The 14,245-nt window shown below is 73.2% G+C and carries 17 protein-coding genes; 9 read left to right on the forward strand and 8 right to left on the reverse strand.

Annotation, left to right across the window (positions count from 1 at the left end; translation table 11 throughout):
• Together VFC33_18045 and VFC33_18050 are read right to left on the reverse strand one after the other, a co-directional pair.
• Window positions 1-1,563, reverse strand: a 1,563-nt coding sequence (locus tag VFC33_18045; GenBank protein HZR15142.1) for a DEAD/DEAH box helicase, incomplete at its 3' end; no start/stop codon positions are given.
• Between the two features lie 91 nt (window positions 1,564-1,654).
• Complete coding sequence (locus VFC33_18050) at window positions 1,655-3,100, reverse strand: amidase (GenBank protein ID HZR15143.1); 1,446 nt, start codon at window positions 3,098-3,100, stop codon at window positions 1,655-1,657.
• Window positions 3,101-3,224: 124 nt separating this feature from the next.
• On the opposite strand from VFC33_18050, the gene VFC33_18055 reads away from it, so the two are divergent.
• The gene (locus VFC33_18055; protein ID HZR15144.1) at window positions 3,225-4,076 is read left to right on the forward strand and encodes a hypothetical protein; all 852 of its coding nucleotides are present in this window, start codon (window positions 3,225-3,227) and stop codon (window positions 4,074-4,076) included.
• 12 nt (window positions 4,077-4,088) lie between these two features.
• Here VFC33_18055 and VFC33_18060 read toward each other — a convergent pair whose 3' ends face one another.
• From VFC33_18060 to VFC33_18075, 4 genes are all read right to left on the reverse strand, one after another.
• On the reverse strand, window positions 4,089-5,093 hold the full coding sequence (locus tag VFC33_18060; protein ID HZR15145.1) for an alanine racemase: 1,005 nt from the start codon (window positions 5,091-5,093) through the stop codon (window positions 4,089-4,091).
• 135 nt (window positions 5,094-5,228) lie between these two features.
• Window positions 5,229-6,002 (reverse strand): SigB/SigF/SigG family RNA polymerase sigma factor, encoded by a 774-nt coding sequence (locus VFC33_18065; GenBank protein HZR15146.1) that lies wholly within the window; start codon window positions 6,000-6,002, stop codon window positions 5,229-5,231.
• Entirely contained in the window at window positions 5,999-6,394 is a 396-nt protein-coding gene (locus VFC33_18070; protein ID HZR15147.1) for a hypothetical protein, read from the reverse strand. Before VFC33_18070 ends, VFC33_18065 begins: the two co-directional genes overlap by 4 nt.
• 280 nt (window positions 6,395-6,674) lie before the next feature.
• Entirely contained in the window at window positions 6,675-6,878 is a 204-nt protein-coding gene (locus VFC33_18075; protein HZR15148.1) for a hypothetical protein, read from the reverse strand.
• Window positions 6,879-7,039: 161 nt separating this feature from the next.
• Between VFC33_18075 and VFC33_18080 the strand changes: the two genes are divergently transcribed.
• From VFC33_18080 to VFC33_18105, 6 genes are all read left to right on the forward strand, one after another.
• Window positions 7,040-7,444, forward strand: coding sequence for an ATP-binding protein (locus tag VFC33_18080; protein ID HZR15149.1), 405 nt, complete (start codon window positions 7,040-7,042; stop codon window positions 7,442-7,444).
• Complete coding sequence (locus tag VFC33_18085; protein ID HZR15150.1) at window positions 7,441-8,199, forward strand: SigB/SigF/SigG family RNA polymerase sigma factor; 759 nt, start codon at window positions 7,441-7,443, stop codon at window positions 8,197-8,199. Before VFC33_18080 ends, VFC33_18085 begins: the two co-directional genes overlap by 4 nt.
• On the forward strand, window positions 8,196-8,618 hold the full coding sequence (locus VFC33_18090) for an ATP-binding protein (protein HZR15151.1): 423 nt from the start codon (window positions 8,196-8,198) through the stop codon (window positions 8,616-8,618). Before VFC33_18085 ends, VFC33_18090 begins: the two co-directional genes overlap by 4 nt.
• A gap of 74 nt (window positions 8,619-8,692) precedes the next feature.
• Entirely contained in the window at window positions 8,693-9,406 is a 714-nt protein-coding gene (locus VFC33_18095; protein ID HZR15152.1) for a GAF and ANTAR domain-containing protein, read from the forward strand.
• 133 nt (window positions 9,407-9,539) lie between these two features.
• Window positions 9,540-9,890: an STAS domain-containing protein gene (locus VFC33_18100; protein HZR15153.1), complete on the forward strand. Its 351-nt coding sequence runs from the start codon at window positions 9,540-9,542 to the stop codon at window positions 9,888-9,890.
• Window positions 9,891-9,959: 69 nt separating this feature from the next.
• The gene (locus VFC33_18105; GenBank protein HZR15154.1) at window positions 9,960-10,355 is read left to right on the forward strand and encodes an STAS domain-containing protein; all 396 of its coding nucleotides are present in this window, start codon (window positions 9,960-9,962) and stop codon (window positions 10,353-10,355) included.
• A gap of 25 nt (window positions 10,356-10,380) precedes the next feature.
• Here VFC33_18105 and ligD read toward each other — a convergent pair whose 3' ends face one another.
• Entirely contained in the window at window positions 10,381-11,358 is a 978-nt protein-coding gene (gene ligD, locus VFC33_18110; protein HZR15155.1) for a non-homologous end-joining DNA ligase, read from the reverse strand.
• A 143-nt stretch (window positions 11,359-11,501) separates the two neighbouring features.
• On the opposite strand from ligD, the gene VFC33_18115 reads away from it, so the two are divergent.
• Window positions 11,502-12,023 carry a hypothetical protein gene (locus VFC33_18115; GenBank protein HZR15156.1) on the forward strand — a complete coding sequence of 174 codons (522 nt, stop codon included), beginning with the start codon at window positions 11,502-11,504 and terminating at the stop codon, window positions 12,021-12,023.
• A gap of 2 nt (window positions 12,024-12,025) precedes the next feature.
• On the opposite strand, the gene VFC33_18120 is transcribed toward VFC33_18115, so the two are convergent.
• Window positions 12,026-13,210: an AMP-binding protein gene (locus VFC33_18120; protein HZR15157.1), complete on the reverse strand. Its 1,185-nt coding sequence runs from the start codon at window positions 13,208-13,210 to the stop codon at window positions 12,026-12,028.
• A gap of 109 nt (window positions 13,211-13,319) precedes the next feature.
• On the opposite strand from VFC33_18120, the gene menB reads away from it, so the two are divergent.
• Complete coding sequence (gene menB, locus VFC33_18125) at window positions 13,320-14,168, forward strand: 1,4-dihydroxy-2-naphthoyl-CoA synthase (protein ID HZR15158.1); 849 nt, start codon at window positions 13,320-13,322, stop codon at window positions 14,166-14,168.
• The last annotated feature ends 77 nt before the right edge of the window (window positions 14,169-14,245 follow it).

A 14,245-nucleotide genomic window follows, 5' to 3' on the forward strand; every position in this document is an offset into this window, starting at 1 on the left:
AATCGTCCCGGCGTTCGTGACGGCGAGCTTGCGCGCGCCCTCGCGGCCGCGGATCACGCCGGCGGTGCGATCCCAGACGATCCGCGGCCGCAGCTCGGCGAACTCGTCGGACGGGTAACGGCCGGCGAGCAGGTCGAGCACCGCGACGAACGCGTCGTGCGACAGGTCCGCGAAGTTGGCCGCGCGTCGCACCAGCGCGTAGAGCGCGTCGACGTCCCACTCGTCGAGCCCGCACGCGGCGACGAGCTGCTGCGCGAGCACGTCGACCGGGTTGCGCGGGTAGCGCGTCTCCTCGATCGCGCCGTCGCGCATGCGCCGGACGACGACCGCGGCCTCGAGCAGGTCGCCGCGGTACTTGGGGAACACCTTGCCGCGGCTCGGCTCGCCCACCTGGTGGCCCGCGCGACCGATGCGCTGCAGCCCGCGTGCGACGGAGCCCGGTGACTCGACCTGCACGACGAGGTCGACCGTCCCCATGTCGATGCCGAGCTCGAGCGAGCTCGTCGCGACGAGCGCGCGCAGGCGGCCTGCCTTCAGGTCGTCCTCGATCAGCAGCCGCTGCTCGCGTGCGAGCGATCCGTGGTGCGCCTTCACCAGCTCGGGCTTCCCGGAGCCGTCACCACACCCCGCGAGCTCGTTGAGCTGTGCGGCGAGCCGCTCCGCGAGACGGCGCGCGTTCACGAAGACGAGCGTCGTGCGGTGCTCGAGGATCAGCTCGAGCAGACGCGGATGGACGTGTGGCCAGATGCTCGCCCGCGCCGGTGGCGCAGCAGCCGAGCCGCCGGGCTGCTCGGTCGGCGGCAGCTGCGTGCCGAGCGCGCCCATGTCCTCGACGGGCACGACGACCTCGACGTCGAGCGGCTTCCGCGTTCCCGCGTCGACGACGGTGACCGGACGGGGCGCGCCGTCACCGCCGAAGCCGCCGAGGAAGCGGGCGATCTCGTCGAGCGGGCGTTGCGTCGCGGACAGACCGATGCGCTGGGGTGCCCGTTCGGTCAGCTCCTCGAGTCGCTCGAGCGAGAGCGCGAGGTGCGCGCCGCGCTTCGTGCCCGCGACCGCGTGGATCTCGTCGACGATGACGGTCGTGACCGAGCGCAGCGTGTCGCGCGCGCGCGACGTCAGCATGAGGTAGAGCGACTCGGGCGTCGTGATCAGGATGTCGGGTGGCTTGCGGAGCAATGACTGGCGCTCCGGCGACGGCGTGTCCCCGGTGCGCATCGCGACGGTCACGTCGGACAGGCGCGTCCCGCTGCGCTCCGCGGCGAGCCGGATCCCGGCGAGCGGTGCGCGCAAGTTCTTCTCCACGTCGACCGCGAGCGCCTTCAGCGGCGAGACGTAGAGCACCCGCGTCCGCTGCTTGTCGGGCGGCGTCGGCTCGGTGGCGAGCCGGTCGATCGCCCAGAGGAACGCCGCGACCGTCTTGCCCGAGCCCGTCGGGGCGAGGATCAGCGTGTGATCGCCGGCCGCGATCGCGGGCCAGCCCTGCTCCTGCGCGGGTGTCGGCGCGGGGAAGCTGGTCGAGAACCACTCGCGGACGGCGGGCGAGAACCGGTCGAGCGCCATCGAGCCGAGGGTACCGGAGGGGTACGACGATCATTCTGTGAAGCGTGACGGCCGGTACGTGGCCGTCACGCTTCACAGAACGGGGGCCGGGTCAGGCGTGGACGACCGGTCGCCGGTCGGCCCACGGGCGGGCCCGCTCGAGCTGGCCCGCGACGCGCAGCAGGAGGTCCTCGCGGTTCGCGTCGGCGACGAGCTGCACGCCGATCGGCAGGTTCGACGCCGAGAAGTACAGCGGCACCGACATCGCGGGCTGGCCGGTCACGTTGAACGGCGCGGTGTACGCCGCGAACGGCACCGCGCGCGCCGCGGCGCGGAACAGGTCGTCGGCGTCGCGCACCACGAGGTCACCGAGCTCGGGCGGCGGCTCCGCGAGCGTCGGCGTGAGCAGCAGGTCGAACCCGTCGTCCGTCCACCACACCGCCATGCGCCGCGTCCATGCGTGCATCGCGTTGATCGCGGCCGCGTACTGCGCGCCGGTGGTCGCCGCACCGAGGTCGCGGTACATCCACGTGATCGGTTCGACGTCGACCTGGGTCACCTCGCGCCCGGCGCGACGCGCGATCTCGTCGAGGTCGGCGACGACGTTCGTCGAGAAGATCGTCATGAAGATCGACATGACGTCCTCCTCGAGCGCGGCCGGCGACGCTTCCTCCACCGTGTGACCGAGCGACTCGAGCAGCCGCGCCGCGTCCTCCGCCGCGGCGACGCACTCCGCATCCGTCGCTGCCATCGCGCCCGCGTTCGTGCGGACACCGATCCGCAACGGCGGCGGATCGCTCTGGACCTCCTCGAGGAACGGTCGGGCGGGCGGCGGCGCGGCGTACGGGTCGCCGGGCATGCGGCCCGCGAGCGTGTCCAGGACCGCGGCGCTGTCGCGGACCGACCGCGTCACCACGTGCCGCACGACCATGCCCGCCCATGCCTCGCCCTGGTCGGGCCCGAGCGACACGCGACCGCGCGACGGCTTCAGCCCGAACAGTCCGCACGCGCTCGACGGGATGCGGATCGAGCCGCCGCCGTCGCCCGCGTGCGCGACCGGGACCATGCCGCTCGCGACCGCGGCCGCCGACCCGCCGCTGGAGCCGCCGGGACCGCGGGACGTGTCCCACGGGTTGTGCGTCGGGCCGTACGCGAGCGGCTCGGTCGTCGGCTGCAGGCCGAGCTCGGGAGTGTTCGTCTTCCCGATCACGACGAACCCGGCGGCCCGGAGCTTCGCGACGAGGTACGAGTCGTGGTCGTCGACCCAGTTCGTCTCCTTCAGCAGCTTGTTGCCCCAGTGGCACGGGTCGCCCTGCGTCGCGGCGTCGAGGTCCTTCACGAGGACAGGGACGCCTCGGAACGGGCCCTCCGCGAGCGGCCCGTCGGCTTCCTCGCGGGCCTGCTCGAAGCGCGTGTGGATGACGGCGTTGAGCTCGCCGTTGAGCTTCTCGACCCGCGCGATCGCGGCGTCGACGAGCTCCGCCGGTGACGCGGTTCCGCTGCGCACGAGCTCGGCCTGCGCGGTCGCGTCGAGGAAGGCCAGTTCCTGGTCGGTCATGCGGTGCACCGTAGGCCGCCTGCGCGTGTGGGCCAAGACGGCGTTTCCGGCTCGGCGTCGCGGGGGTAGTGCGCGCTCGCCAACCACGTGTGGAGCGCACCGACCACGACCCGCGCGAGACGACATGACCGCAGTGCTCAGCCTTCCCGATCTGCCCGCGTTCACGAGCCCGACGCCCGCGGCGGACTCCCAACCGCTGGCGACGCGAGTCGCCCACGCGCTGCGCGCAGGCGGCCCCGTACCCGTCGCGTTGCTCGGAGCTGCCGCGCACGACGAGCGTGACGGGCTGATCGCGCTGCTCACGCTCCAGGACGCCGGTCGCCGCGCCGCGCGCAACGACGCGACGCAGACCGTCAGCCCGATCCTGCGCGCGGTCCGCGGGCGGCTCGAACGCGACCTCGTCGAGACGCTCGGGGCGGGACGGTCGCGCCGGGCGGGCGATCCGGTCTCGACACTGCGCGTGATCGCGAACGCGGGCGCGCTGCCCGACGTCTACCGCTGGGTCGCGTCGAGCGCGTCGTGGCGCGAGCTCGTCGCGTTCCTCGCGATCGAGCACGTCACGAGCGCGGCCGATCCCGACGGTGACGGAGCGTCGATCGCAACGCTCTCCAGGGACGACATGCCGACTGACGCGCTCCGCATCCTCGCGCTCGACGGCATGCTGACGGCCGACGCGCGCCGTGATGGCGAGTGCACCGGCGCGCGCGCCGTCACGATCCTCCGCCGACCCGCGCGGTCGCGGCAGGTCGTCGCGGCCCTGCGCCGGCTTCGTGCGCCCGCGGCCGTGCTGCCGTACCACTGGCGGCACGCCCGTTGCGACCCGCGCGTCGCGCAGCGACGGGTCGCCGAAGAGGTGGCTCCGCTCGCGAGCTCGGCCGCGGCCACGCAAGCGGTCGTGCGCGGCGCACGGTGGCGTGACGCGGCCGAGCGCCGCCTCTTCGCCGAGCTCGGGTCGCGGTTCTCCGCGACGCGCTGACCGCCGCGCGCGTCACCAGCCGCGGAGGTCGACCTCCCAGGTGTCGACGACGTCGTCGCCGTCGACCAGGTGCATGCGCTCGTGGTACGCGACCGTCGGGTCGATGTGCGCCGGCCACACCCGCACGCGGTCGCCGACGCTCACCGGCACGCCGCCCTCGTCGACGTCGAACGTGACGTGCTCGTCCGAGCAGTACCACACGGTCGCACCGGTGATCGTCGGATCGCCGTGGTCCATGCCGAGCGCCTTGAGCCCGCAGTCGGCGACCGCCCAGCCGGGCGACACCGAGATGACCGTCGCGAGGACCGACAGCGCGGGGCGGAACGGTTGCTGCTCGAGCTTCGCATACGCGCCGTCCATCAGCGCGTAGGAGCCGGCCTGGATCTCGGTCGCCCACGTGTTGACGTCGTACGTTCCCGTGCCGCCCGCCGACACCACGTCACCGCCGACGTCGGCGTGCGCCTTGAGCAGCAGCGCCATGCACGCCTCGGTCTGCTCGACACGTGACGCGCGCGACTCGACGCCGACAACATGACCCTCGTAGCCCATCACGCCGCGCACCTCGAGACCGCGCGACCGCGCGAGCGCGGCGAGACGTCCCGCGTCGGCCGGGTCGCAGCCGCACCGCGGCAGCCCGACGTTCACGTCGACGACCACCTCGCGGATGCCGTTTCGTGCCGCCGCGTCGATCGTCGCCTCGGAGTCGACCGCGACCGTCACGCGCGCGTGCAACGCCGCGAGCATCGCGAGACGCCCGTCGTCGACGACCTCGTTCGCGAGCAGCAGGTCGTCGCCGAGACCGGCGTTTGCCATGCCGGCGACCTCACGTGGCGTCGCGCACGTGAAGTTCGCGTGACCGTGCTCCCGTTGGCGACGGGCGAGTGCGGTGCACTTGTGCGCCTTGACGTGCGGTCGCAGGCGAGCGCCCGGCAGCGCCGCGCTCATCGTCGCGAGGTTGTGCTCGAGCGCGCCGACGTCGACGACGAGCGCGGGTGTGGACAGCTCGGAGACCTTCATCACCGCGAGCATGTCACCCGCGCCGCTGCGTTGGTACACAAGTCGCGGTCAGAGGCGCGACTTGTGTACCAACCGGGCCGGTGGGCGCAACCGCGCCGGTGGGCGCGCCGGGCCGGTGGGTGCGCCGGGTCCCGGTTACACGCGCTCGTCGGCCTCGATCTGGTCGCGCAGACGGGTCAACGTGCGCGCCAGGAGCCGCGACACGTGCATCTGGCTCATCTCGAGCCGGGCCGCGATCTGCGACTGCGTCAGCCCGTCGCGGAACCGCAGGACGACGATCGCGCGCTCGCGTTGCGGCAACGTTTCCAGCAGCGCGCTCACGAGCATCCGGTGCTCGACACGCTCCATGCCCGGCTCGACGCGGCCCATCGCGTCGAGCGGCGCGAGCGAGTCGTCGTCGTCGTTCGGGGCGTCGATCGACGACGCCGTGAACGCGCGGTTCGCCTCCATCGCCTCGATCACCGCCTCCTCGGGGAGACCGGTGTCGTGCGAGATCTCGGTGATCGTGGGCGCCCGCCCGAGCCGCTGGGTCAGTGGACCGAGCGCCTTCGTCACCTCGAGCACGTGCTCCTGCAGCTGACGCGGCATCCGCACCGACCAGCCCGCGTCGCGGAAGTGGCGCTTCAGCTCGCCGAGGATCGTCGGCGTCGCGAACGTGCTGAACGCGAGCCCACGCTCGGGCTCGAAGCGTTCGACCGCCTTCAGCAGGCCGAGGAGCGCGACCTGGGTGAGGTCGTCCTGGCGCTCGCTCCGGCCCGCGAACCGCCGCGCGAGGTGCTCGGCGAGCGGCAGGTGACGCTCGACGAGGACGTTGCGCAGCGCGCGGTCACCCGTGCGGCGGTACTCGATGAACTCCCGCCGGAGCTCGTCGGCCGGCTGCGTCGAGACGTGCGCCTGGTCGACGCTCATCCCGACGTCGTGGCGTCCTGTGCGGTGCCGCGCTTCAGGAGGCGGAAGCAGCGCGCGCCGTCCTGCTGTCCGAGCTCGTGCTCGTCGACGACCGCCGCCACGATCGTGCGCGACAGCTCGCTCTGCGCGGGTGTCGCACCGTTCGACGGCGCGGGACACGATCCGCGCACGGCCACCGCGCCGGGATGGATCTGGTACACGAGCGTCAACGGCGCGTTCGCACCTTCCTCGCCCATCACCGCGAAGCACAGCTCGTCGACCGCGATGCGCAGGTCGTCGATCTCCTCGTACGTGAGGCCGACCCTGCTCGCCGCGTCGGCCGCCGCCATGCGGGCGAGCCGGAGGAAGTCCGGCGTGCCCGGAATGGTGAGGACGATCTCGGTCGGCTCCATGTCGTGGACCCCGCTTGTCGCGCCGTCGTGGTCGGTCCCTGCCGAGTCACGCACGTTGCTGCCGTGCGCACGGCGGCAACGATCGCGGCTCCCCATCATGCCTCCCCGGACGCGCCGGACACACGCCCGGGGGGAAGGTGCTCACGCGATGACGCGCAAGCCTCGGGCGCGAGGCGCGCGACGCAGTGCCGCGCCCGGCGGCGCGGTCGCTCGCGAGCGGCCCGGCGACCGGGCGCGGACACGGGGCAGGGACGTGCCCGGCCCGGACCGCCGGGGAAGGTCAGGGCAGCCGGCCTTCGCCCTTCTGGTTCGCGCCCCGCTCGGTCATGTCCTTCTCGTGCTCGCTGACCGACGGGTCGAGCTCGTTGGAGTCGGCCGCCTTCTCCTCTTCGGCGGTCGGCACCTGCGGTGCACCGGCCTGCGCGCGCGCTTCGCGCGCCTCTTCGTCACGGGTCGCGCCACTGGGTCTGGTCCTGTCGGCCATGACACCTCCGAGTAGGTCTGGGTCTTCGGGTGGTACCCGAAGCCGGCCGTCGGCAACCGATCCGGACGCACCGGCGGGCCGTCCGCCGGACGGGTTTCACGCTTGGAGCCCCGCCTGCGTGGGTACCCGAGGTAGTGCCGCGCCGCCGTTGGAACGGAGCCATGGCCGAGACCCAGTGCGTCGACCGTGTCGTACAACTCGTGCTCCCTCCGGGCGACCATCACCTTCGTACCGCGCGGCTGGTCGCCGCAGACGTCGCGACACGGGCCGGGCTCGACTGTGACGAGACGGACGACGTGCGCATCGCGGTCGACGAGATCTGTCACGCGCTGCTCCGGAGCGGGAGCGGCCCGCTGTGCTTCTCGTTCACCGGTGACCCCGAGCGGGGCGTGTCCGTCAGCGCGTCCATCCAGGGGGCGCGTGGCGCGGTGACCGACGACGCGACCGCCTTCGCGATGACCGTGCTGGAGTGGGTGGCGGACTCCTTCGACGTCGCGGTCGACGGTGGCGAGCTCCGGTTCGTGTTGAGCAAGCGCCACGCGCAGGGGGCCGGGTGCAGGAGATGAGCCTCGACGCGCGCGACGAGGTCCACGAGCGCTTCGTCGAGTACCGCCGGACCGGGAGCCGGCGCCTGCGCGACGCGCTCGTGGAGGAGCACGTCGGTCTGGCCGAGTACCTCGCCCGCCGGTTCGCGGACCGCGGTGAGTCGTTCGACGATCTGCGCCAGGTCGCGCTCGTCGGGCTGTTGAAGGCGGTCGAACGCTTCGAGCCCGATCGCGGGCTGCGGTTCTCCACGTTCGCGACGCCGACGATCGTCGGCGAGCTGAAGCGCCACTTCCGCGACCGCGGCTGGGCGTTGCGCGTCCCTCGTCGCGTGCAGGAGCTCCACCTGCAGCTCGTCAAGGTCGTGGGCACGCTGAGCCAGGAGCTGGGCCGGTCGCCGACGCCCGACGAGATCGCGCGGCGCACGGGCACGCGCGTCGAGGACGTGCTCGAGGCGATGGAGGCCGGCGGCGTGTACCGGCTCGCGTCGCTCGACGCCGCGCTCGCCAACGAAGAGCGCAGCTCGCTCGACCTCTCCGCGCGCCTCGGCGAGGACGAGACCGAGTTCGAAGGCGTCGAGCAGCGCGAGGAGCTTGCCGGCCTGCTGTCGAACCTGCCGCCCCGTGAGCGCCGGATCGTGTACTTGCGGTTCTTCGACGGGCTCACGCAGTCGGAGATCGCGAACGAGGTGGGCATCAGCCAGATGCACGTCTCGCGCCTCCTGACGAAGAGCCTCGAGAGCCTCCGCAGCGCGGCGCTCGCCGGCTCCGAGCCGTGACCGTGTCCGGCAGCCAGGCGACGACGCCGCCGTCGTCGGACGACACCGTCGCGACGGTCCTCCCGCCGGTGCCGCCGAGCGTGTCCGCGGCACGGCGCTTCGTCGCCGCCGCGCTGCGGCGCCACCACACGGTGCCCGAGGTGATCGACACCGCGTGCCTGTTGACGAGCGAGCTCGTGACGAACGCGCTCGTGCACGCGCGGTCACGCGTGAAGCTCACCGTGTCCGTCCTCGGCCGGCGTGTGCGCGTCGAGGTCGGCGACGCGAGCGAGGCCCAGCCCCGTCCACGCGCGATGGTCGACGACGCGACCACGGGCCGCGGGCTGCACATCGTCGAGGCGATGGCGACACGGTGGGGCTCCTCGGCGACGGCCGACGGCAAGCGCGTCTGGTTCGAGCTCGAGGGCGTCGGCGGGTAGCTCGGGGACGGCGTCGCTAACATCCGCGATCCGACTTCGGCGCGCACGGCAGGGCGCCGGCAGGGAGGTCGCCGATGGCTGCCGACGACGACCGGCTCAACGAGAGCCTCGACGCGCTGTCGAAGCTGCTCCTGTCCGACGAGCCGCTCGATGCCGCGCTCGCGCGCGTCACCGAGCTCGCGATCGCGAGCGTTCCCGTCTGCGACGCCGCCGACGTGACGCTCATCACCGAGGACGGCCCGCGCGCCCGCGTGCGCAGCGACCCCGACGGTCCCGGTCTCGACGAGGTCCAGCTGCAGGCGGGCGAGGGACCCACCATCGAGGCCGTCGCGACGTGCGAGCCGGTGCACGTGCCGTCGACGCGTACGGCCACGCGCTGGTCGACGTTCGCGCAGGCCGCGGCCGAGGTCGGGCTCGCCAGCTGTCTGGTCGCGCCCATGCTCGTCCGGGGTCAGTGCATCGGCGCGCTCAACCTCTACAGCCGCAAGGAGGACGTGTTCGGCCCGCGCGACGAGCGGGCCGCCGTGCTCGTCGCGTCGCAGGCGGCGGTCGTCCTCGCGAACGCCCAGCTCCACCAGGCGTGCGTCGATCTGACGGGCCAGCTCGAGGAGGCGCTCGGTTCCCGCGCGGTGATCGACCAGGCCAAGGGCGTCCTCATGGAGCGCCGACGGTGCAGCGCCGAGGAGGCGTTCGAGGAGCTCCGCCGCCGATCCCAGCACGAGAACCGCAAGGTCCGGGAGCTGGCCCAGGACCTCGTCGACGAGGTCTCCGGCCGGGCCGATCGGTAGATCTTGGAGATCACCCCGCGTCACGCGCGAGAATGTGGGCCCGCGGTTGAGCAGCCAGCCGCCTCTGCCGGCCGGCGACCCCCGCGCTCCCGCGGCGCCGGCGGCGCCGGTTGTTGGGCGCGAGGAGGATCGCTTGACCGACGTCGATGGTCCGCGGCTGGGTGAGGGGCCCGCCGAGTTCCGGTGCGAGATCGTGCACGAGACGGACCGCGTCGCCGTGTGCGTCGGGGGTGACGTCGACATGGCGACCGCGCCGCAGGTCGCGGACGCGCTGGCGCAAGCCGCGACGACGACGCCGCCCACCGACGTGGTCGTGGACCTCGCCGCGTGCACGTTCCTCGACTCGAGCGGCCTCTCGGCGCTCCTCGAGGGCGCGCGAGCGGCACGTGCCGCGGGACGCGGCTACGCAATCCGCGGTGCCAACGAACAGATCGTCCGCCTCGTCGAGCTGACCAGCCTCACGGACGAGCTCCCGTTCGAGTAGCGGGGGCGCGGAGCGGGGCGGGGAGACGGTTTCCGCCCCCGGGCGGCGGGTACGCTCCCGGGCCGGGCAGTGGACGTCGTCGTCGCGCGCGTCCACGTGCCGCGAGCCTGGAGGAGCGAGATGGTCAACACGCCCGAGCCCCGCATCGCGGCCGACGCGCAAGCGGAGTTCACACGCCGCGGGACGCCCGAGGCACCCGAGCTCGCGATCCGGGGCGAGGTGGACGTCTCGACGTCCGCGGCACTGCGCGACGAGCTGTACGGGATCGTCGACGGCGGGGCCCGGCGGGTCGTCGTCGACTGCAGCGAGATGGACTTCATCGACTCGTCCGGGCTCGGTGTGCTCGTCGGCGCGCTGAAGCGCGTCCGCGAGAAGGACGGCGAGCTCGTGCTCAAGTCGCTGAACCCGTCCGCCCGCAAGGTGTTCGAGATCACCGGGCTCACGAAGCTCTTCACCATCGAGTAGCGGCGCGGGGCGCGCCGGTCGCGGGCTAGACGGGCTCGCGAACGACCTCGGCCGGGTCCTTGTCGTCGCGCAGGCCTGCGTAGCGCGGGTGGCGGAGGATCCCCGCCTGCGTCCACTCGTGGAATCGCACCTCCACGACGAGGACGGGCTCGACGAAACGCGCGTCTTTGAGGCGCGGGAGGTCGACGAACGGAGCGGTCGCCCGCGCGTGCCGGGCGACGAGCGCCTCGAGGCGCGCTCGCGTCGCCTCGTCGATCCCCGACCCGACGCGGCCCGCGTAGTGGAGCCGGTGCTCGTCGTCGTAGTAGCCGACGAGCAGCGATCCGAGGTGCGTCTCGAGCCGGCCGGTGCCGGGCAGCCACCCGCCGACGACGAGCTCCTGGCTGTGGTCGACCTTGGTCTTGCGCCATGCCGGTGAGCGGCGCCCCGCCTCGTAGCGACTGTCGAGCCGCTTCGCGACGACACCTTCCAGCCCGAGCGCGGTCGCCGCGTCGCGCACCGCGGCGCCGTCGCCGGTGTGCGCGGGTGGCGTCTGCCAGTGCGGCGACGCCAGCCCGAGCGCGTGGAGCAGCGCGCGCCGCTCCGTGTACGGGAGGTCCGTGACGAGACGGCCGTCGAGCCACAGCACGTCGAACAGCATCAGTACGACGGGCACGCGCGCGGCGAGGCGCGCCGCGACGTCGACGGACGCGACGTTCATCCGCTGCTGCAGCACCTCGAAGCTCGGACGCCCCGTGGTGTCGACGGCAACGATCTCGCCGTCGAGCAGCGCGCCGCCGCCGACCTTCCCCGCGAGGCCATGGAGCTCGGGGTACCGGTCGCCGACGTCGTTGCCGCGTCGGGACGTGATCCGGACCCGGTCGTCGGTCACGGCGACGAGGGCGCGCACGCCGTCCCATTTCATCTCGAACGACCAGTGCGCGTCGTCGGTCGGCAGCGGTCCGGGCGTCGCGAGCATCGGCAGGACGTGCTCCGGCATCGGGACGCGGCCCGCGGGTGTCACCGGCCCACCGTAGTGGCACGCGCGCAGCGTGAACTCGGGTGTCGAACCGTCCCGTGCGGGGGTACGCGCGCAACGAGACGAGAGCGAGCGAGGAAGGTACGACCATGCGGACCCGTCACCATGCGATGGCCGGGGTTCCCGACGTGGCAGCGCGCTTCGCCGACATGCCGCACGCCCGGGCCGCGATCGAGGCGCTCGAGAACAGTGGCGTCGACGGCGACGACATCGTCCTCACCGGCACGCGCGCGCTCGAGGCCGAAGCGGCGCCGACCAAGACGGCGGCGGACAGCCGCGCGGTGACCCACGTGTTGGTGCGCACGCTGCGGGCGATCGTGCTGTGGGCCGTGGCCGGCATCGCGGTCGGGCTCGCGGTCGGCGCGATCATCCTGTGGATCAGCGGGTCGTGGAACGCGCCCGCGTGGCTGTGGGTCTTCGGGATCCTGGGCGCGTTCCTCGGCGGGACGCTGGGCGGGATGATCGGCGCGGAGCGGTCGATCAGCGACTCCGATGCCTGGAACCTGACGTTCCAGGACGTCAGTGACGGCGGCGTCTGGGTCGGTGTGCGCGTCCGCGACGAGAAGCGCGCCGAGAGCGCGCTGGCCGTCATGCAGCGCGCCGACCCGATCGCGGTGCGCGTCGACCTGCGTGACCGCGACTCCGCCTGACGTCACGCGCGCGAGCGCAGGAGCCCGCGCCGCGGCTTGCCGCTCGCCGTACGGGGGATGGAAGCCGCGAACCTGAGCTCACGAGGGAGCTCCGCCGCGCTCAGCTCGTCGCGCGCGAACGCGCGCAGCTCGTCGAGCGTCGGCAGCCCGTTCGCGTCGGCGGGCACGACGTGCGCGACGACGCGCTCGCCCCATTCCGCATCCGGCGCCCCGGTGACGCAGACGTCCGCGACACGGGGGTGGCGCGCGAGGACGCGCTCGACGCTCGTCGGGCTGACGTTGACGCCGCCGGTGATCACGAGATCGCGGCGGCGGTCGACGACGCGCAGCGTCCCGTCGTCGGCGCGCTCGCCGACGTCCCCGGTCCGGAGCCAGCCGTCCGTCGTGAACGCGTCACGGGTCGCGTCCGGGTCGCGGTGATAGCCGCGCATCACCACCGGACCCCGGACCTGGATCTCACCGTCCGGCGCGATGCGCACGTCGACGCCCGGCAGCGCGTGCCCGTCGTGGACGCAGCCTCCACCCGTCTCCGTCATGCCGTACGTGGTCGCGACGTGCGCGCCACGTGCCGTCGCTCGCGCGACGAGCTCACGTGGGATCGGGCCCCCACCGAGCAGCGCGACGCGGAAGTGGTCGACGGGTGCGCCCGCGTCGAGCAGTCGCGTCAGCATCGTCGCCACGACCGAGACGAGCGTCGCACCTTCGTGCTCCGGTGACGCGCCGACCGCGTCGACGTCGAACGCCTCGTGGACCACGAGCGGCAGGTCGTGTGTACGCGCGCGGGCCACGATCGCGAGCCCCGCGACGTGGTGCACGGGCACGCAGCACAACCAGCGGTCGTCGGGTTCGCGCCCGATCGCCGTGTGCACCGCGCGCGCCGAGGCCGAGAGCGCGTCGTGGTCGAGTTGCACGGCGCGCGGCGTGCCCGTCGTCCCCGAGGTGGCGAGCACCGCGCCGACGCCGGCCGGGACCGGTTCGCCCCGGTCGGGCACCGGGCGCGTGCCGTCGCCGTCGTCCACGTGCGTCGGCCGGAGCACGGCGAGACGCGCGGCCACGGCCGCCCCCGGGGCGCCGGGGTCGAGGGGCGCGACGGCGTCGCCCCGGTCCCAGGCCCGGGTGATCGCGTCGACGGCCCGGGCGCCCCGGGCCGGCACCGCGACCAGGTTCGCTTCGTCGGCCGCCGGCATCGCCCGGTACGGTAACCGTTGGAGCGCCCGCTCCCAGAGTCGCACTCCCAGGGTCGCGGCTCGCTCGACGACCGGCGTGCAGGCGCCGGCCCGGCTCGCAGGAGGTGCCATGGCGGCGAACCCGATCCGGCCCGCGCTCGACTGGAAGCCGTGGGGCGACGACCTCGGCTACACCGACATCCGTCTCGAGCAGGCCGAGGGCATCGCGAAGATCACGATCGACCGGCCCGAGGTGCGCAACGCGTTCCGGCCCCGCACGCTGTTCGAGCTGCAGGACGCGTTCGAGCGGGCCCGCAACGACGCCGAGGTCGGCGTGATCGTCCTCACCGGCGAGGGTCCCGACGCGTTCTGCTCGGGTGGGGACCAGCGCATCCGCGGCGACGACGGCTACGTCGGCGACGACGGCGTCGGCCGGTTGAACGTCCTCGACCTGCAGATCCAGATCCGCCGGCTCCCCAAGCCCGTCGTCGCGATGGTGGCCGGATACGCGGTCGGCGGCGGCCACGTGCTCCACGTCGTGTGCGACCTGACCATCGCCGCCGACAACGCGCGCTTCGGCCAGACCGGGCCGAAGGTCGGCTCGTTCGACGGTGGATACGGGTCGGGCCTGCTCGCGCGCTCCGTCGGTCAGAAGAAGGCCCGCGAGATCTGGTTCCTGTGCGAGCAGTACGACGCGCAGACCGCCGCCGACATGGGACTCGTCAACAAGGTCGTCCCGCTCGCCGAGCTCGAGGAGCAGACGGTCGCGTGGTGCCGGCGCATGCTGACCCACAGCCCGATCGCGCTGCGCATGCTGAAGGCGGGTCTCAACGCGGCCGACGACGGGCTCGCCGGCATCCAGCAGCTCGCGGGCGATGCGACGATGCTCTTCTACATGACCGAGGAGGCGCAGGAGGGCAAGCGCGCCTACCTCGAGAAGCGAAAGCCGGACTTCGGGCGCTTTCCCAAGCGCCCGTAGTCCGATGTCTTCTCGCTCACTCACTGCGGGCCGGGATACCCGGCCCTCGGGCATTCGTTCGCTGGCGAGCGACCTGC

The sequence above is a fragment of the Acidimicrobiia bacterium genome (assembly GCA_035651955.1).
Classification (GTDB): Bacteria; Actinomycetota; Acidimicrobiia; order IMCC26256; family JAMXLJ01; genus JAMXLJ01.